Genomic DNA, 26885 nt, shown 5'->3' with positions numbered 1-26885 from the left:
TCTAAGCACGTGGATGATGTGCCAAATATGTTTTTCTCAACTGATCCTTCGATACATGAGTATATACTTGAGTTGATGATAACTGTGAGTGTCCAAGAAGTTCCTGAACCGTTCTTAAATCGGCACCATTATTAAGTAAATGCGTGGCAAACGTATGTCTTAACATATGGGGATGGATTTTTCCGGTCAAGGAAGCTTTCTCGATAATCCTATTTAAGATAAGACGTATCCCTCTTTGGGTTAATGCTCCGCCACGATGATTGACCAACAATTGGGAATGAGTTTGATTCTTCATTAACTTAGGCCGGGACTCTGTTATGTATTGTTCTATAGCATCGTGAGCAAAGCTTCCAAATGGTACATATCTCTCTTTGTTACCCTTACCTTTTACAAGTATTGTAGAAAGCACTAAATCTACGTCCTTCAATCGTATGCTTGTGCATTCACTTACGCGGATACCCGTAGCATACAGAAGTTCAAAGATGGCCCGGTTGCGAATATCTAATGGCTTGTCTCCTCCGCACGCTTCTAACAATGCTTGTATTTCTTCCTCATAAAAAAATTTAGGTAATCGCTGTTCTTTTTTAGGAAGATTCACAAAGGAAAATGGGTTATCGGTGAGCTGCTTTTCCCGGTTTAAGTAACGATAGAAACTTCTTAAACTGGATACCTTCCTTGAAATGGAAGATCTCATTAAACCATGATCATGCAGCTTAGTTAAAAAAAGTCTCGCATCAGAATACTCGACATCTTTTAATGAACTTAAACCTTGTTCTTTCATAAATACGTAGAACTCTTCAATATCATGACGATATTGTTCAAAAGTATGAGCAGAATAATGCTTTTCTATTTGTATATATTCAGTAAAAGATTGTAATTGTTCATATAATTGATTTTTCATTTTTAACACCTCACAAGGGCTACTAAATAGTAACACAACGTAGCTGCCCTTGCAATGAATTTTACACTTTTTTCACAAAGTTCTGAATTGTTTCTAAAGCTCGATTGGCATGTTGCTCATTACGCTCTTTTTTGCCTTTGACTTTTTTGGGCAAATCAGGGAGTAGACCGAAATTAGCATTCATCGGTTGGAAGTTGTTTTTGTTGGCCGTCGTAATATATCTTGCCATACTTCCAATCGCTGTTTCATGAGGGAACACCACTGGTGATTCACCTATAGCCATTTTCGCTGCATTGATCCCCGCGATCAGCCCGCTGGCAGCAGATTCCACATAACCTTCCACTCCGGTCATTTGTCCGGCAAAAAACAGGTTCTCATTTTCTTTAAGTTGATAGGTATCCTTTAGGACATTGGGAGAGTTTATGAAGGTATTTCTGTGCATCACCCCAAAACGGACAATTTCCGCATTCTCAAGTCCAGGAATTAATTGAAGCACTTCTTTTTGCGGTCCCCACTTTAAATGTGTTTGAAAGCCTACAATATTGTAAAGTGTTCCTGCTGCATCATCTTGTCTTAACTGAACAACAGCAAATGGTCGTTTACCTGTTTTAGGGTCTTCTAATCCCACCGGTTTTAAAGGACCAAATAACATGGTTTTCTTCCCTCTGGATGCCATCACTTCTATCGGCATACAGCCTTCAAAGAATATCTCTTTTTCAAATTCTTTTAAAGGCACTGTTTCAGCTGAAATAAGGGCTTCGTAGAAACGATTGAACTCACTTTCTGTCATCGGGCAATTTAAGTATGCCGCTTCCCCTTTGTCATACCGGGATTTCAAATACACTTTGTCCATATCAATGGAATCTTTCTCAATGATTGGTGCAGCTGCGTCGTAGAAATATAAATGTTCTTCTCCCGTTACTTTTCTGATTTTCTCCGAAAGACTTTCACTTGTAAGTGGTCCTGTTGCTATAATGGTGATCCCTTCAGGTAAATCCGTGACCTCTTCATTATATACCGTGACATTCGGATGATTCTTCACTTTATCAGTGACATGGGCTGCAAATTCGTGACGATCCACGGCCAAAGCTCCGCCTGCAGGAACGGAACAAGCGTCGGCTGCTGACATGATGACGGAATCTAAATGCCGCATTTCCTCTTTTAATACACCAACAGCATTGGTTAATGTATTCGCTCTAAGCGAATTACTGCAAACAAGCTCTGCAAATTTATCTGTATGGTGGGCAGGTGTTTGACGTACCGGTCTCATTTCAAAAAGGTTAACCTTTATTCCCCTCTTCGCAATCTGCCAAGCGGCTTCACTTCCCGCTAACCCTGCTCCGATAACATTTACTGGCATCTATATAAACCTCCTGTAAATCGATCCTTCTTCTTAACCAAATTGTATTGTACACTAATGCACAAAGATAAAAAAGACAAAAGCATATTGAGAGTTTGACATTTTGACTAAATGCAAACAGAAAAGGGCTGACCCATCAGGTAATAGAGAAATCACCTGTTGGGACAGTCCCTTGTTACATTGTATAAGTTCATTGTTCAACAATCAATCTTTTTTATAGTTCAGTTGAACAGGAGCTCACACTATTTCTGAGGTTCTTCTTTATAATCACAATTCGTACATTGAATTTGATTACCTTTTTTAAGCTTTTTCTCTACGAGTAATTCTGAACACTTCGGACATTTACGTTCGATTGGCTTATCCCATGACAAGAAATCACATTCAGGATATTGGTCACAACCGAAGAAAATACGCTTTTTCTTGCTTTTTCGTTCGATGATATTGCCTTTATCACATTTTGGACATTTCACACCGATTTCCTTGACGATCGGCTTAGTATTTCTGCAGTCAGGAAAATTACTGCAAGCCATGAACTTTCCATATCGCCCCATTTTGAATACCATTGGATGTCCGCATTCTTCACAATCTTCACCGGCAGGTTCATCGCGGATTTCGATTTTTTCCATCTCATTTTCCGCTTTTTCTAAATGCTTTTCAAAATCCTGATAAAAGCGATCGATGATTCTTTCCCACTTCACATTGCCGTCTTCAATATCATCCAGGCTGCGCTCCATGTTTGCCGTAAACTCGACGTCAATGATATCCGGAAAGAACTCTCTCACCAGTTCTAAGACGATTTCCCCAAGTTCAGTCGGAATGAAACGCTTATTATCCAGTGTTACATAGCCTCTTCGTTGAATCGTATCAAGAGTCGGAGCATATGTGGAAGGCCGTCCAATACCCAGTTCTTCCAACGTCTTGACGAGCCTTGCTTCTGTATACCTTGGTGGTGGTTGAGTGAAATGCTGATTTGGATCAATACTTTCACTTTTCACTTTATCGTTTTCTTCCAAGGCTGGTAGAAGATTGTCTTTTTCTTCTTTCTGATCATCAGATCCTTCAACATACACTTTCATAAAGCCTGGAAACTTCACTTTAGAGCCGGTTGCTCTAAACATGACGGAACCATTTACAATATCAACACTCATCGTATCCATAATTGCCGGGGACATTTCACTTGCGACAAATCGTTCCCAAATCAATTTATAAAGTCTGTATTGATCTCTTGAAAGGTATTCTTTCACTGAAGCAGGATCCCTTAATGTACTAGTTGGACGGACAGCTTCGTGGGCATCTTGAGATTTTTGTTGTTTTTTCTCTTTGCGCTCAGTCTGCTTAACGAAGTCATTTCCATATTTATTAACGATGTATTCGTTCGCTTCTTTTTGAGCCACTTCAGAAATACGAGTCGAGTCAGTTCTCATATAAGTAATAAAACCAACCGTGCCTTCTTTCCCCATCTCAATTCCTTCATATAATTGTTGGGCAAGCATCATGGTTTTCTTTGCACGGAAGTTTAATTTTCTCGCTGCTTCCTGCTGTAGTGAAGAAGTTGTAAATGGCGGAGCAGGATTCCGTTTTCTTTCCTTTTTTGTTACTTTGTTAATTTCAAAGGACTTCCCTTTTACTTTACCAAGCACTTCTTTCACATCTTCTTCGGTCTTCAATTCAACCTTCTTACCGTCCATTCCGTAAAACGATGCCTGGAATGTATCGTTCCCTTTTGTGAATTCAGCTTCTATTGACCAGTACTCTTCTGGAGTAAAGCTTTTGATTTCATTTTCCCGGTCAATAATTAATCTTAGTGCGACAGATTGCACTCTCCCTGCACTCAGACCTTTTTTAACTTTCTTCCAAAGGAGCGGGCTGATGTTGTAACCCACTAATCGGTCTAAAATCCTCCGTGCCTGCTGAGCATCGACTAAATCCATATTGATCGCCCGTGGATGCTTAAAAGACTCTTTAATCGCATCCTTCGTGATCTCATTAAATACCACACGACAGTCGGACGTGGTGTCCATGTCAAGGCTGTGAGCCAAATGCCAGGCAATTGCTTCTCCTTCTCTGTCGGGGTCAGCCGCGAGGAAGATTTTTTTGACCTTTTTTGCTGCGGTTTTCAATTCTTTTAATACAGGGCCTTTACCACGTATCGTTATATACTTAGGTTCAAATTCGTTTTCTACATCTACACCCATTTGACTCTTCGGTAAGTCTCTGACGTGGCCCATTGAAGCCCTGACCTTATATTTTTTTCCTAAATAACGCTCAATTGTTTTCGCCTTTGCCGGCGACTCTACTATTACTAAATAATCTGCCATCCAATAAGCCTCCTTAAAGAGGGAAATAATCACTGTTTATAGCACCTTGGAATGTTTATGATCCAAGTGAAACGGAAAACGTTTACACTTTCATTCACATAGGTATGGAATTAATATCAGTGTAGATAATCACTACTTTTAACGATTTATTTCTCTTATATATAGTTTTAGATACCTGTTGCAAAATGTATAACAGTTTCACAATAATTGCAACCATTTTGTATAAATAACTTGTAATTATTCAATTATTCATGGAAAAAACCCTACTTTATTAAAAGATTCTATATCATATTTTCCTGATTTATACTCCCAGTTCTGAAAAAATATCTTCTATTGATAAGACCATTCTTGCACCTTCCTGGATTAAACTGTTGGTTCCTTCTGCTAACGGCTCATATATGGATCCTGGGATACATAATACTTCTCTTCCTTCATTTAATGCATAATCAGCCGTGATGAATGTTCCGCTCTTTTTTCTTGCTTCCGTAACGAGCACTGCATCGGAAAGACCGCTGATGATCCTATTTCTAAAAGGAAATTGCCATTTTTCAGGTTTAATATAAGGGGGATATTCAGAGAGGAGAAGCTGATGTTTCATCATATGATGGGCCAGCCCTTCATTTTGCTTCGGATAAATGTGGTTGAAACCTCCACCAAGGACACCTATCGTTTGGCCACCTGATTGAATCGTTTGGTTATGAGCCACCGTATCGGCACCCTGCGCTAGTCCACTTACAATGACTACCTCTTTCTTCACCAGCTGAGGAATAATATCACGAAGAATTTTATCAGTATAAGTGGTGGCATTTCTTGAACCGATAATCGCCAATTTCTTTTGCTTTTGAAGGAGATTCCTGTTTCCTTTTAAAAAGAGAAGAAAGGGGGGATCATATACGTTTCTCAGCAGAGCAGGGTATTCTTCGTCCATAATTGTGATCCAGTCTATATCATTTTCCGAATAAAGCTTTTTGTATCGTTCTGAATCAAATGAATGAAGATCTCTATAGAAGAGTTCTGAATTGACAGTGGTAGACAGGGTTATCTGTTGAAGCGTGGAAGGGGATAAATCAAAGATAGAGTGTAATTTCTGGAGCGATTCTAGTATTCTTTTTGTTCCTTTCAATCCAATTCCCCGACAATGGTGAATATGAAATAGAATATGACGACGTTCTTTCATTAATTACCTCCTGAATTTTTAATAGAGAATATAAAACTGAGACTGATGGCTTAAATGCCATCAGTCTCAATACTTGATTAATGAGTTTTACATTTATCTAAGATTCCTTCTTCTTTAAGAACCTTTATTAACGTTTCGCCCATATCTGAAGGTGTAGGAGCAACTTGAATTCCGCATTCATTCATAACGCGAATTTTCTCATCAGCTGTTCCTTTACCGCCTGAAATGATCGCACCTGCATGGCCCATGCGTTTGCCTGGAGGTGCCGTACGTCCTCCAATGAATCCTACTACAGGCTTAGTCATGTTGGCTTTAATCCATTCAGCAGCTTCTTCTTCTGCAGTACCGCCGATTTCTCCAATCATGATGACAGCATACGTATCTTCATCTTCATTGAATGCTTTCAATACATCGATAAAGTCTGTTCCGTTCACAGGGTCTCCACCGATTCCGACTGCCGTTGACTGACCGATTCCCGCTTGTGAAAGTTGGTGAACTGCTTCATACGTAAGAGTACCAGAGCGTGAAACAACCCCTACATGACCTTTTGTATGGATGTATCCAGGCATGATCCCGATTTTACACTCTTCAGGAGTGATGACTCCTGGACAGTTCGGTCCTACAAGTCGAGTTTTCTTGCCTTCCATATAACGCTTAACCTTCACCATATCCAATACCGGGATATGTTCAGTAATACAGATTGCCAAATCAAGCTCGGCATCTACCGCTTCCATGATTGCATCTGCTGCAAACGGAGCAGGAACATAAATGACGGATGCATTTACGCCAGTTGCTTTCTTTGCTTCTTCAACTGTATTGAAAACAGGTACGCCTTCAACCTCAGTTCCGCCTTTTCCAGGTGTTACACCTGCTACGATTTGTGTACCGTATTCAAGCATTTGCTTCGTATGGAAAAGAGCTGTTGATCCTGTAATCCCTTGTACAACAACCTTGGTATCTTTATTAATAAATACGCTCATTAGTCCCCCGCCTTTCTCAGCCTACTTGCTCAACGATTTTTTGTGCGCCGTCCGCCATAGATTCAGCTGCAATGATATTCAGTCCTGATTTATTAAGGATTTCTTTCCCTAAGTCAACATTTGTACCTTCAAGACGAACCACTAGTGGAACTTGAAGACCGATTTGCTTAGCTGCTTCTACAACACCTGTTGCAATAACATCACATTTCATGATTCCACCGAAGATATTGACGAAAATACCTTTAACGTTTTCATCAGAAAGAATGATTTTAAATGCTTCTGTTACCTTTTCCGCTGTCGCACCGCCCCCAACATCAAGGAAGTTAGCGGGATCTCCGCCGTAATGCTTTACGATGTCCATCGTTGCCATGGCAAGACCGGCTCCGTTAACCATGCAACCGATATTTCCGTCCAGGGAAATATAGCTTAAGTCATATTTAGAAGCTTCGATTTCTTTTGCATCTTCTTCTTCATGATCGCGTAATTCAATCACATCTTTCTGACGGTATAATGCATTTGAATCGAAGTTGAACTTCGCATCCAATGCCATTACGTCTCCATCACCTGTTACAACTAAAGGATTGATTTCGACAATAGAAGCATCCTTTTGGACGTACACGTTGTAAAGACCCATCATGAACTTAGCTGCTTTTCCAACAAGTTTTTGAGGAATATTGATATTGAATGCAATACGTCTCGCTTGGAAACCTGTTAATCCAACAACTGGATCAATATACTCTTTTAAGATTTTTTCTGGTGTTTTTTCTGCTACTTCTTCGATTTCTGTTCCGCCTTCTTCAGAAGCCATCAGGACAACTTGGGAAGTCGCGCGGTCCAATACCAGACCTACGTAATATTCTTTCTTAATATCACAGCCTTCTTCAATAAGTAAGCGCTTTACTTCCTTACCTTCAGGACCTGTTTGGTGAGTTACTAAAGTTTTACCGATTAACTCATCTGCATATGTACGCACTTCGTCCAGGCTTTTAGCGATTTTTACTCCGCCGGCTTTACCTCGACCACCTGCATGGATTTGGGCTTTCACTACATATACGCTGGAATCTAATGTCTTCGCCGCTTCAACTGCTTCTTCAGCTGTAAAAGCCACTTTACCATTTGGTACGGATACCCCGTAATTTCTGAGGATTTCTTTACCTTGATATTCATGGATATTCATTTTCCATCCTCCTATCAAACTCTTCAAAAAATAGACTGCGCTTTCATTGTATAAAATGACAGTATATCTGTCTACCATTATGCTAAAAATATTATATTAATTTTAAAATTCTGAACTTAAAACAGTAGAATTACTCCATATGTTCCATTGTTCTTGAAGGGATTATCCTTGAAATTATTATTCTTAAAAAATATAATTTAGTATTCTAATTCTTGTTCTCATTCCGTTTAGGGACATGGAGTATACTAGATTGTCAAACAAATTATCCCTTCCCCGCTATATCCCGATCTAATCGATAGATGAAAGCAAAAACCTCCGCTAGAGCCCCATATAATTCTTCGGGTATTGCTTCTCCTATATCCAGGTTCCCAAGAAGTGAGAGTAAGCTCTTGTCTTCTTGTACCGGTATTTTATGGTCTTTTGCTTGAGTCAAAATGTTTTCAGCAATGATTCCCTTCCCTTTAGCAAGGACCTTTGGAGCTGATTCACTACTTTGATTATAGCCTAAAGCAATCGCTTCTTTTCTTTCAAGAGTGTTTTTCATATCTTTAAATCAACTCCCGAAAACGTTTTAAAGCGTTCTGCCATGATTTTATCAGAAAGCTCAACCTGTTTATCAGGAGCTTTCACCTTTACCATAGATAGTTGATAGTCCAGCTTTTCCAGACCTACTTTTAATCCAGGAATAAATGATCTGGACATTCTCTCTGCGTTTGGGTGGTCATTCCAAACGGTCAAGGAGACCACTCGGTTTTGAACCTGCATATCGATTAATGTCTCTTTCATGATATCCAGCTCTAAATAAAATAAAACCCGGCAGTAGTCTCCATCAATCACACCTTTTTCCTTCTCTTTCCCTGTCCATTGAAGGGTGATATCGGTGCTCTGTCCATATAGAGAAAATGGGAATTGTTGTACGATTGTTAGAAAAGGAGAACTCTCCTGTGATTGAAGCACTTGGTGGTTCATCTTGAGAACAAGATCATCGGCTAGCATTCGAATATCTGAGAGCGGGTGATTTTGACTTAACCGAATGAGATGCTGTTTAATTGTAGGATGATTTTGAAGTTCTTGTCCGTTTTTTTGTAATTGAGCTTCAAAATTAATCCCAAACGTTCCAATTACTTTTTTCAACACCCTTGCCAATTCTTCTCCCTGAATCGTCTGAGTGAGTTCTTGTTCTATCTGTAGGTGTAGTTTTTGAAATAGCTGTCCCATGTTCGATGCAGGTGCGCTTCTTCCATAAGATTGCAAGAGCCTCATATAGTTCATCTCAAAGGACCGCCACTTTCCCTCTCCAACTACTCCCATCAGCTCTTTAGCTGCCACAAAGGAAGGTTCGTCCCTTTCTCCATTTAGTACAGTCTCCGAACTTAATATAATATTAAACCATTTATCGATATGAGTATCAGATAGTTTAGGAAATCCCGGACCCCTGCCGGTAGTCGTTGATAGTAGCTGATTCAGGTCATTTCGAAGCTTTACGGGAGCTGGACCTGGATAATTTGCCAATTGAGTTCTTAGAAGATCTATCTTTCTTTCCAACTCCCCGTGTGAAGACTGTTTCATTTCTTCTAAAACCGTTGTCTTTAACCCTTTCCTCCATTGATTCATAGGAATTTCTTTCGGAATGACTCCCAGTGATTTCAATAGATCAAAATTGCCTAATCGATTAGATAAGGTTTGGGATGAATCAATTAAACTAGATAATGCATTTATCACAAGTTTTTCTGTGGCCAGCCTATTCAACGGTTTTTGGATCCCAGTAAGTAAATGAAGTGTGGCCGTGTCCCTTTCAGTTCCCCTTAACTTTGAAGCCAGCTCATTTAACATGGATAAAATGCTGTCTGTTGATGTTCCAGATCTCATTGAGAGAAAGACCCTTTCAGAAAGCGGCATGTTCCTCTTTGCCATTTCAACCAAGGTTTTTACATTTCCTGAATCTTTCCCTTTCAAATGTTTCTCTCCGAATAAAAGCAGTTCTTTATGAATGGGAATGTTTTTTTTCATTAGTTCCATAACAAATTCAGTCATTTCTTTCCTATTTGTTGATATGGAAAAATGCTGTAATAGATTTGCTGCTGCATGCTTTCCATTTTCTACTCCATTTTGCCCACGGTTTGGGATTAGATGTAGACTTACACTACTTTCAGATTGTTTTACTTCTACCCAATAACGATCTCCAGCTTCCACTGGTGCTTCAATTTTCGCAATAAACCGTTGTCCATTTGCTGACACCACTGCATTGCCCTCTCCTAACAGCTTGTGGACGCTGATAAATAGAACTTTTCCACTTTGAATGGAAAAGGGCTTTTGGTCGAGGGCCTGATTACTGTTAATACCATGAATATGGGTCATATCCCTGTCTCCCGTTCATTGTGAATCATACACGTTTCATTGTTTATTCAGTCCAACCGGCTGCTAATCTATAGCAGCTCCTTCACAGGTGCAAAGCTCTTTCGATGAATGGGCGTCACTCCTAATTTCTTTAGCCCACGTAAGTGATCCTTTGTTCCATATCCTGCATTCTTCTCAAACGCATATCCAGGATAGGTGGTGGCATACTCCTTCATCAGTCTATCACGTGTCACCTTGGCAATGATGGATGCTGCGGCAATGGATATACTTTTCGAGTCTCCTTTAATGATCGACTGACTCGGAAAGGGCGATTGAATTTTCATCGCATCGATCAGTAAATACTCAGGCTGAACCGGCAGGCTGACAATCGCTTCACTCATAGCCTTTATTGTAGCCTGATAAATATTTATGGAATCAATTTCATCCGCATGTACCATTCCTACTCCAATTGATATTGCGTGTTCCCTGATATATTCATAGAAATCCTCTCTTCTTGCTTCTGTTATCTTCTTGCTATCATTTAATCCCGCCAAATAGAAGTCATGAGGCAGAATGACGGCAGCCGCTACCACAGGACCTGCTAAAGGACCTCTACCTACTTCATCGATTCCTGCAATAAGGGTGAATCCTTGCTGGTGAAGTTCACTTTCATATTTAGTAAGGAAGGAAAATTCTTCTCTTTCCTTCTCTCGTTTCAACTGCTCGCGTTCAATCTGTTTTAATAGTTTTTGGACACCAATTCTTTCGTCCTTCTTCAATTCTTCAAGAATCGGATCATGTGCAGATGCAGACTTGATGATTTCCCTTATTTCTTTAATTGTCATATGTACTCTATTCACATTGCTCCTCCTATCTATATCGGATGTACTTCACATAAATAAAGAGGCTGCGCAAAAGAGTTTCCCTCTTTTTACAGCCTCTATTTTAATCGTTCTCTCGCTCAGTCTCACCAATGATATCAAACGTCATGGGTCCTAATTGAACATTTCGAATGTCACGGACGATAATTTCAGATGTCTTGTCATAATTCACTTCTCCACCAGCCATCAGACAGCCTCTTTTAGCTCCAATTTTATCGAAGCTATCCACTACTTCTTCAGGTATTTCTTCGAGGCCGTAGCGCTCTTCTAATCGCTCTGGATAGTGCTCTTCAAGAAATCGCAAACCATAAACGGCGATATCCTGTAAATTCAGGATGGTATCTTTAATGGCACCGGTCAATGCTAGTTTATATCCAACTTGCGGATCTTCAAACTTTGGCCATAATATACCCGGCGTGTCGAGTAGTTCAAGCTCTTTCCCTACTTTGATCCATTGTTGGGCTTTTGTCACTCCAGGAGTATTTCCTGTTTTCGCTATATTTTTTTTAGCCAGGCGATTGATTAAAGTGGATTTTCCTACGTTAGGAATACCGACAATCATGGCTCTTATGGCACGAGGTCTCATTCCTCTTGATCTCATGCGGTCAAACTTTTCTTTTAATATTTCTTTAGCTGCTTGCACTATGACTTGAAGTCCTTTACCAGCCTGTGCATTTACAGCAAGAGCTGTTATTCCTTGCTCTTTAAAATAAGAAATCCACTGATTTGTTCTATTTGTATCTGCCATGTCTGCTTTATTTAACAAAACAAGTCGCGGCTTTTGTCCAATAATTTCTTCTATCATCGGATTTCTTGACGATAACGGTATTCTCGCATCTACTAATTCAATCACAATGTCTACAAGTTTTAACTTCTCAGTAACTTGTCTACGGGCTTTAGCCATATGCCCTGGAAACCATTGTATTGTCATATGACCACCTCCAAACAACTTTTTTCTATTATTTCACGAAACCTATATCTTTAACAGGCCAATAGATCACTTTTGTATCACCAATCACTTCTTCCATTGGAACTGTACCGATGTGACGGCTATCTTTGCTGAAACGGCGATTGTCACCCATCACAAAGATTTCCCCTTCAGGAACAGTGCCTTTTTCAATGATATCATTTAAAGTGAAATCTTCTGTTAACACACCTTCATTTAATTGATCTTTATACTCTTGTAAGTATGGTTCAGTATACGCTTTTCCATTAATATATAATGTATCATTTTTGTACTCTACTTCATCCCCCGGGAGCCCGATGACGCGTTTAATATAGTCCTTTTGTTCAGGTGCATGGAAAACGACGATATCAAATCGCTCCGGCTCCCCTAATTTACTTACAATCATTCGATCTCCATTATGTAAAGTAGGCATCATTGATAATCCATCGACAACAATGGGTGCAAATAAAAAGAATCTGATAATTGCAGCTAAACCTACTGCGATCAACAGTGCCTTCATCCACTCCCACCACTCATTTTTCTCTTTAACCACATCTCCACCACCCAATGTATTTTTCTATCTTTTTCTATTCTACTAGAAATTCTTGTATTTCTCATTAAAAAAAGGTGGCGTCATTAAAATAGGCAGGCCGTCTTCCGCGGACGTTTCATTTATTATAAAATAAAAACTCTTGTAGAATAAGGAAAAGGAGCTTGTCTCCAAGCTCCTTTTCTTACGTTCTTATCGAATTTCTTTAATACGTGCCGCTTTACCACGCAGGTTACGCAGGTAATAAAGTTTCGCACGACGGACTTTACCGCGACGAATAACTTCTAATTTAGCGATTTTTGGTGTGTGTACTGGGAAAGTACGTTCAACACCTACACCGTAAGAAATTTTACGAACAGTAAATGTTTCGCTGATACCGCCACCGCGGCGTTTGATTACTACTCCTTCGTATACCTGAATACGTTCACGAGTACCCTCAACGATGTTAACGTGTACACGTACTGTATCACCAGGACGGAAAGATGGTAGATCAGAGCGAAGTTGTTCTTTCGTAATATCTTCGATTAATTTGTGCATCTTTTTCAACTCCTTCCAACAGATGCTCTTACAAAAGCGATAGATTGCAGCGGAACATCGGGATCAATGGCAACAGGGGAAATCCCCTCAAGCCACAAAGAATATAATATCACACAGCCAACCTGGATGCAATAGCTTATTTAGACTTTCTCCAATCCTCTATCCAGGCTTTTTGTCGATCTGTGAGTGTATAGCTTTCTAATAGATCCGGTCTTCTTTCAAAGGTTCTTCTGAGACTCTCTTTCTCTCTCCATTCATCTATCAGACGATGATTCCCTGAGATCAGCTCATCTGGCACCTTCATCCCCCTAAAGTCCGACGGCCGGGTATAATGGGGATGCTCAAGGAGTCCTGATGAGAACGAATCCTGAATGGGTGAATCCTCATTCCCAAGAACTCCTGGAAGCAGGCGAACTACACTATCGATGACAACCATGGCACCAAGTTCTCCACCCGTTAATACATAGTCTCCAATCGATATTTCGTCCGTTACAACATGCTCCCTGATTCGCTCATCGTAGCCTTCATAATGACCGCATATAAATACGAGATGCTCTTCCTTGGCAAGTTCCTCTGCCTTTTGCTGTGTATAGCGTTCCCCTTGCGGACACATCAGGATGACCCTTGGCTTTGATTGTTGTTCATTCTTTAATGCATCGACTGCATCAAAGATAGGCTGTGGCTTTAATACCATTCCGGCTCCTCCACCGTAAGGATAATCATCAACTTGATTATGTTTATTATCAGCGTATTCCCTGAAGTTAATCACATTGTAGCTTACGGCTTCTTTTTCGTAAGCCTTCTTAAGAATCGATTCACCAAAGACCCCCTCGAACATAGATGGGAATAAAGACAGGACATCAATTCTCATCATGACAACAAGCCTTCCATCGGTTCAATCGTAACCAGCTGTCCCTCTATGTCGATCGTCTTCACGATGTCCTCTATGTAAGGGATAAGGTATTCTTTCCCTCTTTGGCCCTTTACAACCCATACGTCGTTCGCTCCCGGGCTTAGAATCTCTTCTATGGTACCAAGCTCTTCCCCTGCAGTTGTTAAGACCTTACAGCCTACGATTTCGTGGAAATAGTATTCTCCTTCTTCAAGTTCCTGCAATTGGTCTTCCTGCACCTTCAAGATACCTTCTTTAAACTTCTCAACCTCATTGATATTTTCATACCCTTCGAAGGTCAATAAATCAAAGCTCTTATGATTTCTATGAGATTTAATCACGAGACTGATCGGTTCTTGGTTTTGACCTTGAAACAAATAAAGTGTGTTCCCTTTTTGATATCGCTCCTCAGGAAAATCTGTCGTAGAAACGATCTTTAATTCTCCTTTAACTCCATGAGTATTGACAATCTTACCTACTTTAAACCACTTTTCCATCGCTTTCACCTCTTGCATCAACGAATTTCTTTCACAATACCATCTTCAATAATAATTGTCTTAGAAAGTGCTTCCTCTTCCCAATTGTCACCAACTTGAATGTCAACCATACCTTGGACTTCCTTTTCCTTTAGCTCGCTTCCAATAGGAAGGATATTTAATTGCTCTATTTGGAAATCCAAGAGCTTGATCTTTTCAGCCCGCTCATTCAATTCTCTTTCGAAGTGCTGATTTAATTTATGAGACGGGTATTTCTTGCTGCGTTCAATCTTTTTCATTTCGAATTGTAACTGATCGCTTTCCTTGGCTAAATGAAACTTTTGATTTTCATATCGTTTCATTAACAGATCCTTACTCTTTTCGGTTAACACCTGTTTAATCGTAATCGTATGTATCACATTCAAAAGTTCTTCCTCCTCCTTCTATTCACCCCACGCTGTGGTTCTACATCTTAGGGTGTTCTCTTGGGGAGTCTTGGATTTTGCATGTCTTTCTTTAGATAAAAAAGCAGCATAAGCCTATGAAAAAGGGGACTGACGTCTTAAGGCTATATAGTAACCTTTGTGGGTCAGTCCCCTGATTCTATAGAGTCGGTGTTCAAGGTCTTAGGACCCTTTCGTGTAAAGAGCCAAATGCTTGCTTCCTTACTCCACTATCTCTAAGAAGATTTTCTTCTGTTGTGAAGATCCTGCTGCAGCGTATACCACAGTTCGAATCGATTTAGCTACTCTCCCTTGTTTCCCAATGACCTTCCCCATGTCTTCAGGATGCACAGTTAATTTATAGGTTATGCCGTTCGATCCTTCATCAGTTTCAATGTGGACCGAGTCCGGATGGTCAACTAAGGGTTTCACAATCGTTAGAATAAGATCTTTCATCGATCTAATCGATTACTTGCTGTTTTTAGCATTGTGGAATTTTTCCATAATGCCTTGTTTTGAGAATAGGTTACGAACTGTGTCAGATGGTTTAGCACCATTAGATAACCATTTAAGAGCCAACTCTTCATCGATTTTTACTTCAGCTGGTTTTGCAACCGGGTTGTAAGTTCCAACTGTTTCGATTTGACGTCCATCACGTGGTGAACGAGAATCTGCAACTACGATACGATAGAAAGGAGATTTTTTTGCTCCCATACGTTTTAATCTGATTTTTACTGCCATAATTAAAGCACCTCCGAATAGTTTCACACAAGTTAGTATAATATCAAATGTGTATTTTGTTTGTAAAGTGTTTTTTCTTAACAGTTCAATTTTTCTTTTGGAAAATCGAACGAATCGCTTACATAAATGGGAATTTCATCCCTTTTTTCTTACCTTTTCCTTGCATGCCGCTCATTTGTTTCATCATTTTCTTCATGTCCTCGAATTGTTTGAGAAGTCGGTTTACCTCTTGAATGGATGTTCCGCTCCCTTTCGCAATTCTTTTACGACGTGAAGCATTGATGGTTTCCGGATGAATTTTCTCATCCTTCGTCATCGATTGAATGATCGCCTCAACATGACTGATCTGCTTGTCATCGACTTGAATCTTATCCAAGCCCTTCATTTTGTTTGCTCCAGGCATCATTTTGAGTAACTCATCAAGCGGGCCCATCTGCCTAACTTGACCTAATTGCTCCAGGAAATCATCAAAAGTGAAAGACATTGTACGCATTTTTTGTTCAAGTTCTTTTGCCTTCTCTTCATCAACATTGGCCTGAGCTTTCTCAATAAGGGAAAGAACATCTCCCATACCAAGGATTCGTGATGCCATACGTTCAGGATGGAATGCTTCTAACGCATCCATCTTTTCACCCATCCCAACAAATTTAATTGGTTTTTCAGTGACTGAACGGATTGATAATGCAGCCCCGCCTCGTGTATCGCCATCAAGTTTTGTCAGCACAACACCCGAAATGCCAAGATCTTCATTAAAGCTTTGGGCAACATTAACCGCATCTTGACCTGTCATGGCATCCACTACGAGGAATATCTCATCTGGGTTTGAGAGTTCTTTAATTTCTTTCAACTCTCCCATCAGGTTTTCATCAATGTGAAGTCGACCTGCTGTATCAATCAGAACATAATCGTGATGTTCTTCTTTTGCCTTTTCGCTAGCTCTTTTCGCAATTTCAACCGGACTCACCTGATCTCCCAGTGAAAACACAGGTAAGCTTAATTGCTTCCCGATGGTTTCCAGCTGCTTGATGGCAGCGGGACGGTAAATATCAGCAGCCACTAATAGTGGTTTGCGGTTATGTTTCTTTCGAAGCAGGTTCGCAAGCTTTCCAGTGGTCGTCGTTTTACCTGCACCCTGTAAACCAACCATCATAATGACAGTTGGAGGACGTTTAGCGACAGCAATCTGACTTTGTTCGCCACCCATCAAATTTGTAAGCTCTTCCTGAACAACTTTAATGACCTGTTGTCCTGGTGTAAGGCTCTTCATGACTTCTTGTCCGACAGCCCGTTCACTTACTTTCTTGACGAATTGCTTCACCACTTTAAAATTAACGTCTGCTTCCAAAAGAGCAAGACGAACTTCACGCATCATCTCTTTTACATCCGCTTCTGAAATCTTTCCTTTTCCACGGATTTTTTGTATTGTTCCTTGCAGTCGGTCGGCTAATCCTTCAAATGCCATTCATGCCGCCTCCTAATCCAATATTTCAAGATCATCAATGAGTTTTAAACAATGAGAAGAATCGATTGATGATTCTCCTATTTTTTGTCTGAGTTGATCAAGAATCTCGTTGCGTTCTTGAAATTTTTTAAATAATAAAAGCTTTTCTTCGTACTCCTCGATCATAGCCTCTGTTCGTTTAATGTTATCATACACTGCTTGTCGACTAACATTATACTCTTCAGCAATTTCTCCTAAAGAGAAATCATCCAAATAATAAAGGGACATATAGCTTCTCTGCTTAGGAGTTAACAAAGATTGATAAAAATCGTAGAGATAATTCATTCTGGTCGTTTTCTCCAGCACGGATATCCCTCCTTGTTAAGTGAAAAACCTTTACATATGTAAGAATACAGTGTTTACGGGCGTTTGTCAAGGATACTTATGGATTTTTCATAGAGAATATCCCAAACTTTCCACACAAAAGAAGAGTAACCTGCAAGCCGACTTCTTAAAGTCTTCCATCAGGCTACCCTATCGATTCTTGAATCTATTCTTCTTCTTTATCAACCAGGTTAGAGAATAAGCCGTATACATACTTTTCAGCATCGAACGGCTGGAGGTCGTCCATTTTTTCTCCCAGACCTACATATTTCACAGGGATATCGAGCTCGTTTCTGATCGCAAGGACAATACCCCCTTTTGCTGTACCATCCAGCTTCGTCAGGACGATTCCTGAGACATTTGTCGCTTCTTTAAAGGTTTTCGCTTGCACCATGGCATTTTGACCTGTGGTCGCGTCGAGAACGAGTAAAACTTCATGAGGAGCGCCTGGAACTTCTCTTTCAATCACCCGCTTCACTTTTTCAAGCTCTTTCATCAGATTCACTTTATTTTGTAATCTTCCTGCTGTATCACAAATAAGAATATCCGCTTTTTTTGCTTTCGCTGATTGAACTGCATCGAACATAACCGCTGCCGGGTCACTTCCTGCAGCTTGTTTAATGACTGGAACTCCTACACGCTCCCCCCATACTTCAAGCTGTTCGATTGCGCCTGCACGGAATGTATCACCTGCTGCAAGTACCACGTTCTTTCCTTCTTCCTTGAACATATGAGCCATCTTCCCAATGGTCGTCGTCTTTCCTACACCATTCACTCCGACAAACAGCAATACCGTCAGCTGATCATCTTGAATGTTCAGGCTGCTGTCTTCATAACGATCTCCTTGGTAGATTTCAACAAGCTTCTCTGAAATGACTGATTGAACATCTTCAGTGTCTTGAATATTCTTTCGCTTCACTTCAAGCTTCAGTTCGTCTATTAGTTCCATGACCGTGTCAAACCCAACATCCGCTCCGATCAGGATTTCTTCCAGCTCTTCAAAGAATTCTTCATCCACTTTGCGGTATCTCGCAACCAGATCATTGACCTTTGATGTAAAGTTATTTCTCGTTTTACTTAGTCCATCTTTAAATTTCTCTGATACGTTGTCACTCGATTGTGTAAATTTATCTTTAAGCTTCTTAAAAAAACTCAACCTTTCACACCCCACTCATTAAGTTTCTAACAATTCCTTTGTTTCTTGCAGTCTAACTGATACTAATTTGGACACACCGGATTCCTGCATCGTTACACCGTACAGCACGTGTGCTTCTTCCATTGTTCCTTTACGATGGGTAATGACGATGAATTGTGTTTCGTCACTGAATTTCTTTAAATATTGACTGAACCTCTGTACATTTGCTTCATCAAGAGCTGCCTCTACCTCATCCAGTATACAGAATGGTACAGGCCTGATCTTAAGGATTGAAAATAGCAGAGCAATGGCCGTTAGGGCTCGTTCTCCACCGGACATCAGCCCAAGGTTCTGCAGCTTCTTCCCTGGAGGCTGAGCTACTATATCAACCCCCGTATGAAGGAGATCAGATGGGTCTGTCAGTTTCAACTGCGCTCTTCCCCCTCCAAACAATGCTCTAAATACCCCTTCAAATTCAACTTGGATCGCCGTGAAGGTTTGGTCAAAGCGTTTGATCATTTCTGTGTCCATCTCATTGATGACCAGGTAAAGAGTGTCCTTAGCTTCCGTCAGATCATTCTTCTGCTCTACTAAAAATTCATATCTTTCCTTCACTCTTTCATATTCATCGATGGCACCGAGATTAACGGTTCCCAGTTCTTCCAGGGCCAATTTCACAAGTTTCACTTTCTTTCTCGCTTCTTCGACCTCAATCGTTAAGGGGTAGTCTGACTTAGCCGCTTCAAACGAAAGCATATACTCATCACGTAAATGATCAAGTCGATTTTCCAGTTCAACATCCAGACGATTGATTTTCACTTCCTCGTCCCTTAAAGCTCCTACCAACCCTTTGTGCTGACGCTTTAATTCTTTCAACTCGAGCTCCTCGTCTTCAACCGCATGTTGAAGATTTAAGCGCTCTTCCCGTCGTATAGAAATCAAATTTGAAGTTTCTGATTTTTGAACCGAACACTCTTCAGCCTTCTTCCCAATCTGCTCTTCTCCTGAAAAATTATCCTTCATTTGAGTCTGCAGCCACTCCAAATCATCTTGTAAAGTCGCCTTTCGCTTGTTTGTATCAACAATCGTTTCCTGCAGACGAATTAATTGATTGCGACCGTTAACCAATTGCTCGTTTCGTGCGGCCAGGTTTGCTTTTATATCACTGATTTCATTCAATAAAGCATCCTTGGACGTTCGTTCACTATTCTTTTGGAGAGTAAGCTCGCTAATCTTTTGATCGAGCCTTCTAATATCTTCTCCTATTTCATCCAGAGACGCTCTTAATTCTTTCGTTCTAGAATCATGCTTCTCTTTAACCGACGTAAAGTCTTTTTTCTCCAAATCATATAGCGAAAGCCTTTCATCCAGATTCTGCTGGGATAATTCATTTTCACGAAGTTGGGAAAGAAGCTCTTGCTCCTTGAGACGCAAATGCTCTCCTTTCACTCTCATTTCTTCTAGCTTCTTCTCTCTGAAGCTGCTTTCTTCTTTTAATGATTTCACTTGAGATTGAAGCTTTTCAGTCTGGCTTTCCATCGTTGCCAGCTTTTCTTTCATTTCTTCAAGCTCACCTTTTCTGGAAAGAAGCGAATTTTTCTTCTGCTTCACGGTACCGCCGGACATGGACCCACCGGGATTCACCACATCTCCGTCCAGGGTAACTAGACGGTAGCGATATTGTATAAGCTTAGCGATTTCATTTGCTCCCTTTAAATCCTTCGTGATGATCACATTTCCAACCAGGTTCGAAATCACCATTTGGAAGCGATGATCATAATTCAGGAGATCGGTTCCAACTCCTATAAAGGAAGAATGACCCTTCAGCATATTTTTTTGACTATCGGGTATCGATTTCCCTTTGATCACGCTCATCGGTAAGAAAGTAGCACGGCCGTATTGGTTTTTCTTTAAGAAAGCAATGGCTTTTCGGCCATCTTCTTCTGTATCAACTACGATATGCTGCATGGAGGCTGCAAGAGCTGTCTCCATAGCCGTTTCATATGATTTAGGTACGGTTATCAGTTCCGCAACCGCTCCTTGAACCCCAGTTAACTTTCCGTCACGTTCCTTAAGGACTTCTTTCACCCCCTGGAAGAAACCTGTATAATCGTCTTCCATTTCCTCGAGCATTTCTTTCCGGGATTTCGCCTGTTGCAGGAATTGGAAAGCTTGATATAGGGTTTTTTCTTGCTTTTCATATTTTGCCTTCACCGATTCAAGCTTTTGCTGTTCCTCACGATAGAAGAATATGTGCTCATCGATTACCTCTTTTTGCTCCTGCAGCTTTTTCGAAAGTTCTTTATGACTCAGATGCAATTCATCACGTTGAATCACATACTTTTCATTTTCTGCTTCTAATCGGCCGCTTCGATTGGATTGCTGCTCCAGCTGCTGCTCAAGGTACTGAATTTCATTTTTGGCTGACGCCTGCTGATTCAGCTTTTCAATGTAATCACTTTTGAAAGATTCAATTACATCTTCAATATTTTCATTGTAATGCTTAAATTGATTCTGTTTCGTTATGAGCAGCTCTTTTAGTTCCTTAACGTCTGAATCGATAGACTTGAATTCCATTTCTGCTTTTTCTTTTTCAGATGTCAGTTGTTGAATTTGTTCCTCTGCTTCTTCTATCGATTGTTTTAATTGAGCTTCGTTGGAAGACGAATTTTTCTTACGTTCTACTAATACTTGCTTCCTACCCTCAAGTTTCTCCAATTCTTCACTTGTAGCCAGGAGCACTTCCTGAAGATTTGAAATCGACTCATCAAGAGCGGCAATTTTATCACGGGTCTTTGCCAGAACGGCTTCTTTCTTTTGTATACGCGTGGAAAGTGCCAGTTCTTCTTTTCCATGATGTTCAAATTCTTCACTTAGCTTTTCCCACTGCTTATGTAAATCCTCAATATCATAGACCGTCAATGCGACCTCGAACTTCTCCAGCTCTTCTTTTTTCTCCAAATAATCACGTGCCATCGAAGCTTGAATTTTAAGGGGTTCTACCTGCCCTTCTAACTCATGAAGAATGTCATTCACACGATTAAGATTTTCCTGTGTTTCGAATAACTTATTCTCCGCCTTTTTCTTCCGTGTTTTATACTTCAAAACCCCGGCTGCCTCTTCAAAAATGGTTCTACGTTCTTCAGGCTTACTATTTAGAATTTCCTCTACTTTCCCCTGACTGATAATGGAGAACGCTTCTTTCCCTAAACCTGAATCCATAAACAATTCAATGATGTCTTTCAATCGACAAGGTTGCTTATTAAGTAAATACTCACTATCTCCAGAGCGATAGACACGTCTTGTAACACTGATTTCACTGTAATCGATTGGAAGGGTACCGTCTTCATTATCCAAGACAAGGGTTACCTCTGCTATGTTAAGGGCTTTCCTTGAATCACTCCCGGCAAATATAACATCTTCCATTTTTGATCCGCGCAGACTTTTCGCTGATTGCTCACCCAGTACCCAGCGAATCGCGTCTATAATATTGCTTTTTCCACTGCCGTTTGGTCCTACAACAGCTGTAACACCCGGGACAAACTCCACGGATATTCTTTCTGCAAAAGATTTAAACCCCATTACTTCTAGTTGTTTGAGGAACATCTTCTTTCCCCCTATTTAGCGTCTAGCTTTTGTTTTAGCTTCCCAAGAGCCTTCTGTGCGGCTTGTTGTTCAGCTTCCTTTTTAGATCGGCCTTTTCCAATGCCTAATTCTTCATCATTTAAACTGACCCGGGAAATAAACTGCCGGTTATGGGCAGGCCCGCTTTCTTCAAGGATGCTGTATTCAATCATCCCTGCACTGCCTCGTTGGACCAGTTCTTGTAACTGACTCTTATAATCCATCACATGAGAAAAAGCACCGACGTTAATTTTTGGATAGACGACTTTTTCAAGGATTGAAATCACTGTTTCTAACCCTTGATCCAAATATACCGCTCCGATAAACGCCTCGAAGACATCTGCGAGTAATGCTGGTCTTTCCCGACCGCCTGTCATTTCTTCACCTTTACCAAGTAAGATGAGTTCACCGAAATTCATTTCAATCGAGAACTTAACCAGGGATGGCTCACATACTATGGCTGCCCTTAATTTCGTAAGTTCACCCTCACTCATCATTGGATACTTCTTGAATAAAAATTGAGAAACTGTTAATTCCAAAACGGCATCACCAAGAAATTCTAAGCGTTCGTTGTCTTCATAAGGTTTACGACGATGCTCATTCACATAGGATGAATGAGTAAAAGCTTGTTTAAGTAGTTTTTCATCATTAAATTGAATTCCGATTTCATCTTGAAACGTTTTAAACTTACTATCATTTTTATGTCTGGATATTCCTTTGTTTCTACTTTGCTTCCGCATAAGGCACTCCACCTTGCTCTATATGTTCTCTTTTTTCTACTTATCAAGTTTATGCTAAAAAAAGCAATTACGCAAAAGTTTCTTGCGCATCTCAGAACACAAATAAACTTGGTAGAGGTGAGACCTCTACCAAGTTTCAAATGGTTTTGAATGTAAGATCAGCATGTGCTTCTCTTTTAATTCAATCTAACGATTAAGCTTTTGCTTTTATGTAGTTCACAGCATCACCTACTGTGCCGATTTTTTCAGCATCATCGTCAGAGATTTCCATGTCAAATTCATCTTCAAGTTCCATAACCAGCTCAACTACATCAAGGGAGTCAGCTCCTAGATCTTCTTTGAAAGAAGCTTCAAGAGTTACTTGAGATTCATCTACACCTAGACGATCTACGATAATTTTTGTTACACGATCTAATACTTCTGCCATTTTTGTCACCTCCCCTCAAGTATTATAGACATTTTGACCTCTAATGAAAAGAGTATCCACGAAAACAATTTATAAATTATTATTTTTTGCCGTTACATGACCATTCCACCATCGATATGAAGAGTTTGCCCTGTCATATAAGAAGCAGATTCAGATGCAACGAACGTTACCACCTTCGCAATATCCTGAGGATCTCCAAAGCGGCTTAAAGGGATTTGCTTTAACATTTCATTACGTACATCTTCCGGAAGCTGATCCGTCATATCCGTGGAAATGAAACCCGGAGCGATTGCATTTACCGTGATACCTCGGGGTGCCAATTCTCTGGCTGTTGTTTTTGTTAATCCGATCACACCAGATTTAGCCGCCACATAGTTTGCTTGTCCAGGGTTTCCACTTACACCGACAATTGAAGAAATATTGATGATTCGGCCGCTTCTTTGCTTCATCATTTGGCGTGTAACAGCCTTGGTGCAAAGGAAAACGCCTTTAAGATTGATGTTGATGACATCATCCCATTCTGCTTCTTTCATTCTCATTAATAAATTATCCTTCGTGATTCCAGCATTATTAACAAGAATATCCACTGAACCGAATTGGCCAATCGTTTCCTTCACCATCGCCTGAACAGCATCACTATCTGATACATTACATTGTACGGCAATAGCTTCGCGGCCTAAACCTTTAATCTCATCGACGACTTCATTAGCCTTCGCTTCACTACCAGAATAGTTGACGGCTACATTACATCCTTCACGTGCAAGCTCAAGAGCAATCTCCCTTCCGATTCCCCGGGATGCTCCCGTTACAAGGGCAACTTTACCTTCTAAATTCATTTATGCTTCCTCCTTTAACGCTTGGATGGTTTGCTCCAAAGATGCTTCATCTTGAACAGCATACGTTTTCACCCGTCTATTCACTTTCTTCACTAAACCTGAAAGTACTTTACCAGGTCCAACTTCAATGAACGTATCCACATTTAATTCAAGCAATTTCTCAACAGAATCTTCCCATTGCACTGGTGAGTATAATTGTTCGATTAATAACCGCTTGATTTCTTCGCGATTGGTCACAGGTTCTGCCGTCACATTGGCAATGACCGGTACAGCTGCATCTTCAATCGTAATTGAATCCAAAATTGAAACAAACTGATCTGCAGCAGGTTTCATTAATTGAGAGTGGAAGGGACCACTCACTTGAAGTGGAATGACCCTCTTCGCTCCAGCATCTTTGGCTTTCTCTGAAGCAAGTTCCACTCCTTTCACCGTACCTGAAATCACAATTTGACCAGGACAATTTAAGTTTGCCAGCCCTACTGGATGTCCCTCTTCAGTTACAAGATCGGTAATCTCTTTTAGTGGCTCTTTTGCCATACCCAGAACAGCAGCCATCGTGCCTTCTCCACTTGGAACCGCTTCTTCCATGAATTCCCCTCTTTTACGAACAGCATACACCGCATCTTCAAAGCGGAGGGCACCCGCAGCAACCAGGGCGGAATATTCACCTAAGCTATGTCCGGCCGTATAGTCTGCTGTAATACCTTCTGTTTTTAAACGATCCAGAATCGCGATGCTCGTTGTTAATAAAGCTGGCTGAGCATTTGTCGTTTGAGTAAGCTCTTCATGCGGTCCATCAAATATAACACTTGTTAATTCCGATTCCAATCTTCCATCCGCTTTAGTGAAATACGCTTGTACTTCAGGGTATTTGTCAGCTAATTCTTTTCCCATCCCTACAGTTTGAGAACCTTGTCCGGGAAAAATGAACGCAATTTTACTCATGTTATTCTTCACTCCCCTTGATAGTATCTTTAATCGTATTGGAGACATTGTGTTTCACCATTTCCCTTGCCTGTCTCATGGCATTATATAGGGCAACCTCATTTGATGAGCCATGGGCTTTAATCACCGGTGCCTTCAGACCAAATAAGCCCGCGCCTCCATACTCTGTATAATCAAGCATATTTTTCATTTGCTTTAAATCACTTTTCACTAATCCTGCAGCCAATTTATTTTTTGTTGACGATGTGAACGTCTTTTTAAGCATAGAGAAAACAGAAAGAGCCGTTCCCTCAATCGTCTTCAACACCATATTCCCGGTGAACCCATCGGTTACGACTACATCCGCAGGGCCTTCAAGTAAGTCCCTGGACTCTACATTTCCAATAAAATGGATAGGAGCGTCCTTTAATAATTGGAATGTCCTCTTGGTTAATTCATTCCCTTTTTTATCTTCAGTCCCGATGTTTAATAAACCCACGCGAGGATTGTTAATACCCCTTACTCTCTCGGCATATATGCTCCCCATGATGGCATATTGCAACAGATGCTCAGGCTTGGCATCGACATTTGCACCTAAATCGAGCATAAGAAATCCCTTACCATCCAGTGTTGGAAGTGTAGGTGCCAAGGCAGGTCGTTCAATTCCATCAATTCTGCCTACAATGAACAATCCAGCTGTCATAAGGGCACCTGTATTCCCCGCTGAAATACAAGCATCCGCTTCTCCATTATTGACCGCTTGTGCCATCAGGACCATCGATGCATTCTTCTTGCGTTTGACGGCTCTTACGGGTTCGTCTGTTGCCTCGATCACTTCATCCGTATGAACGATTGTCAATCGTTCATCTGGTGTGATGTACTGTTTGATTTGATTTTCATCTCCGTATAATATCACTTCTATATCATTGAATTCACTTAATGCCCTTTTTACACCAAGAACTATTTCTTTAGGAGCATGATCTCCGCCCATTGCATCTACGGCTAACTTCATCTATGCTTCATCCTTTGCAGATTTTTTAGAGCGATACATCTCAAATTCACCTGTGAAAACCAGTTCGCCACCGACTACACTTTGAACTTCTACGGTTGTTCGATCCTTTTGATCTTTCATATGTATCACTTTCGCTTTCGCAACAACACGCTCACCTTCCTTTACAGGTCGGGTAAATCGGATCGTTGACTTGGCTGTTAACGCTAGATCATCATTAATTACGGCAACGGCAAGAGAGTTCGCTTGAGCAAATAAATGATGCCCCCTCGCTATCCCATTTCGTACGAAAACATGCTCGTGTTTCACATCAAAAATAGAAATCGCACTCTGATCTAACTCTATATCAATAATTTCTCCAATAATCTCTTCAATAGGTAATGATTTCACTTCATCTTCAAATGATTTCTCTGCGACATATTTAATCCGTTCACGAAGTTCAGGGATTGATAGTTCCATACGATCCAACCTGATTGTCTGTACACTCACTCGAAAACGTTCAGCTAATTCTTCATCTGTTATGAAAGGATTTTCCTTTATCGTGTCTGTAAGGTTTCCTTGTCTTTCCTTCTTTGAAAGTCTCAATATCAACACCGTCCAGTATTAGTACTAGGTACTAATAGTAGTATATAATCAAAAAAAGCAGATT

27 protein-coding genes are annotated in these 26885 nt (G+C 40.5%); all 27 read right to left on the bottom strand.

From position 1 onward, the window contains the following. Position 1 precedes the first annotated feature (1 nt). Positions 2–901 (bottom strand): tyrosine recombinase XerC, encoded by a 900-nt coding sequence (gene xerC / locus ACYH0O_RS10270; RefSeq protein ID WP_482632149.1) that lies wholly within the window; start codon positions 899–901, stop codon positions 2–4. Positions 902–962: 61 nt separating this feature from the next. Beyond that, a complete protein-coding gene (gene trmFO / locus ACYH0O_RS10265; protein WP_426891308.1) occupies positions 963–2261 on the bottom strand; it encodes an FADH(2)-oxidizing methylenetetrahydrofolate--tRNA-(uracil(54)-C(5))-methyltransferase TrmFO in 1299 nt (432 codons plus the stop codon). 242 nt (positions 2262–2503) lie between these two features. Continuing rightward, the gene (topA, locus tag ACYH0O_RS10260) at positions 2504–4579 is read right to left on the bottom strand and encodes a type I DNA topoisomerase (RefSeq protein WP_482632148.1); all 2076 of its coding nucleotides are present in this window, start codon (positions 4577–4579) and stop codon (positions 2504–2506) included. 301 nt (positions 4580–4880) lie between these two features. After that, on the bottom strand, positions 4881–5756 hold the full coding sequence (gene dprA / locus ACYH0O_RS10255; protein ID WP_482632147.1) for a DNA-processing protein DprA: 876 nt from the start codon (positions 5754–5756) through the stop codon (positions 4881–4883). A gap of 77 nt (positions 5757–5833) precedes the next feature. Continuing rightward, complete coding sequence (gene sucD / locus ACYH0O_RS10250; protein ID WP_149155495.1) at positions 5834–6736, bottom strand: succinate--CoA ligase subunit alpha; 903 nt, start codon at positions 6734–6736, stop codon at positions 5834–5836. 16 nt (positions 6737–6752) lie between these two features. Next, entirely contained in the window at positions 6753–7913 is a 1161-nt protein-coding gene (gene sucC / locus ACYH0O_RS10245; RefSeq protein ID WP_482632146.1) for an ADP-forming succinate--CoA ligase subunit beta, read from the bottom strand. Positions 7914–8175: 262 nt separating this feature from the next. Then, on the bottom strand, positions 8176–8457 hold the full coding sequence (locus ACYH0O_RS10240; RefSeq protein WP_482632145.1) for an EscU/YscU/HrcU family type III secretion system export apparatus switch protein: 282 nt from the start codon (positions 8455–8457) through the stop codon (positions 8176–8178). Further along, positions 8454–10271, bottom strand: a complete 1818-nt coding sequence (locus tag ACYH0O_RS10235; RefSeq protein WP_482632144.1) for a hypothetical protein — start codon at positions 10269–10271, stop codon at positions 8454–8456. The genes ACYH0O_RS10240 and ACYH0O_RS10235 overlap by 4 nt, the downstream gene beginning before the upstream one ends. A 68-nt stretch (positions 10272–10339) precedes the next feature. After that, positions 10340–11095: a ribonuclease HII gene (locus ACYH0O_RS10230; RefSeq protein WP_482632540.1), complete on the bottom strand. Its 756-nt coding sequence runs from the start codon at positions 11093–11095 to the stop codon at positions 10340–10342. A gap of 100 nt (positions 11096–11195) precedes the next feature. Then, complete coding sequence (gene ylqF, locus ACYH0O_RS10225; protein WP_149155491.1) at positions 11196–12062, bottom strand: ribosome biogenesis GTPase YlqF; 867 nt, start codon at positions 12060–12062, stop codon at positions 11196–11198. A 28-nt stretch (positions 12063–12090) separates the two neighbouring features. Further along, complete coding sequence (lepB, locus tag ACYH0O_RS10220) at positions 12091–12630, bottom strand: signal peptidase I (RefSeq protein WP_149155490.1); 540 nt, start codon at positions 12628–12630, stop codon at positions 12091–12093. 189 nt (positions 12631–12819) lie between these two features. Further along, positions 12820–13164 carry a 50S ribosomal protein L19 gene (gene rplS / locus ACYH0O_RS10215; protein ID WP_032088854.1) on the bottom strand — a complete coding sequence of 115 codons (345 nt, stop codon included), beginning with the start codon at positions 13162–13164 and terminating at the stop codon, positions 12820–12822. A gap of 136 nt (positions 13165–13300) precedes the next feature. Continuing rightward, entirely contained in the window at positions 13301–14035 is a 735-nt protein-coding gene (gene trmD, locus ACYH0O_RS10210; RefSeq protein ID WP_482632539.1) for a tRNA (guanosine(37)-N1)-methyltransferase TrmD, read from the bottom strand. Then, positions 14035–14553 (bottom strand): ribosome maturation factor RimM, encoded by a 519-nt coding sequence (gene rimM, locus ACYH0O_RS10205; protein ID WP_482632143.1) that lies wholly within the window; start codon positions 14551–14553, stop codon positions 14035–14037. Before rimM ends, trmD begins: the two co-directional genes overlap by 1 nt. A 17-nt stretch (positions 14554–14570) precedes the next feature. After that, positions 14571–14957: a YlqD family protein gene (locus ACYH0O_RS10200; protein ID WP_149155487.1), complete on the bottom strand. Its 387-nt coding sequence runs from the start codon at positions 14955–14957 to the stop codon at positions 14571–14573. Between the two features lie 240 nt (positions 14958–15197). Then, complete coding sequence (locus tag ACYH0O_RS10195) at positions 15198–15431, bottom strand: KH domain-containing protein (RefSeq protein WP_149155486.1); 234 nt, start codon at positions 15429–15431, stop codon at positions 15198–15200. Positions 15432–15443: 12 nt separating this feature from the next. Further along, a complete protein-coding gene (rpsP, locus tag ACYH0O_RS10190) occupies positions 15444–15716 on the bottom strand; it encodes a 30S ribosomal protein S16 (protein WP_032088859.1) in 273 nt (90 codons plus the stop codon). 118 nt (positions 15717–15834) lie between these two features. After that, a complete protein-coding gene (gene ffh / locus ACYH0O_RS10185) occupies positions 15835–17178 on the bottom strand; it encodes a signal recognition particle protein (RefSeq protein WP_482632142.1) in 1344 nt (447 codons plus the stop codon). A 12-nt stretch (positions 17179–17190) separates the two neighbouring features. After that, positions 17191–17523: a putative DNA-binding protein gene (locus ACYH0O_RS10180; protein ID WP_427597562.1), complete on the bottom strand. Its 333-nt coding sequence runs from the start codon at positions 17521–17523 to the stop codon at positions 17191–17193. 184 nt (positions 17524–17707) lie between these two features. After that, on the bottom strand, positions 17708–18697 hold the full coding sequence (gene ftsY, locus ACYH0O_RS10175; RefSeq protein WP_149155483.1) for a signal recognition particle-docking protein FtsY: 990 nt from the start codon (positions 18695–18697) through the stop codon (positions 17708–17710). A gap of 18 nt (positions 18698–18715) precedes the next feature. After that, positions 18716–22282 (bottom strand): chromosome segregation protein SMC, encoded by a 3567-nt coding sequence (gene smc, locus ACYH0O_RS10170; protein ID WP_482632141.1) that lies wholly within the window; start codon positions 22280–22282, stop codon positions 18716–18718. An 11-nt stretch (positions 22283–22293) separates the two neighbouring features. Next, on the bottom strand, positions 22294–23040 hold the full coding sequence (gene rnc, locus ACYH0O_RS10165) for a ribonuclease III (RefSeq protein ID WP_482632140.1): 747 nt from the start codon (positions 23038–23040) through the stop codon (positions 22294–22296). Between the two features lie 193 nt (positions 23041–23233). After that, positions 23234–23467, bottom strand: a complete 234-nt coding sequence (acpP, locus tag ACYH0O_RS10160) for an acyl carrier protein (RefSeq protein WP_113968250.1) — start codon at positions 23465–23467, stop codon at positions 23234–23236. 92 nt (positions 23468–23559) lie between these two features. After that, entirely contained in the window at positions 23560–24303 is a 744-nt protein-coding gene (gene fabG, locus ACYH0O_RS10155; RefSeq protein WP_149155480.1) for a 3-oxoacyl-[acyl-carrier-protein] reductase, read from the bottom strand. Further along, positions 24304–25248, bottom strand: coding sequence for an ACP S-malonyltransferase (gene fabD, locus ACYH0O_RS10150; protein WP_482632139.1), 945 nt, complete (start codon positions 25246–25248; stop codon positions 24304–24306). It abuts the gene before it with no gap. Between the two features lies 1 nt (position 25249). Next, on the bottom strand, positions 25250–26239 hold the full coding sequence (plsX, locus tag ACYH0O_RS10145) for a phosphate acyltransferase PlsX (RefSeq protein ID WP_482632138.1): 990 nt from the start codon (positions 26237–26239) through the stop codon (positions 25250–25252). Beyond that, positions 26240–26821 (bottom strand): transcription factor FapR, encoded by a 582-nt coding sequence (fapR, locus tag ACYH0O_RS10140; RefSeq protein ID WP_149156052.1) that lies wholly within the window; start codon positions 26819–26821, stop codon positions 26240–26242. Between the last annotated feature and the right edge of the window lie 64 nt (positions 26822–26885).

This window comes from Rossellomorea sp. H136 (assembly GCF_056838065.1).
Note: the sequence above shows the minus strand (reverse complement) of the source record. Positions and strands in the feature narration are given on the sequence as shown.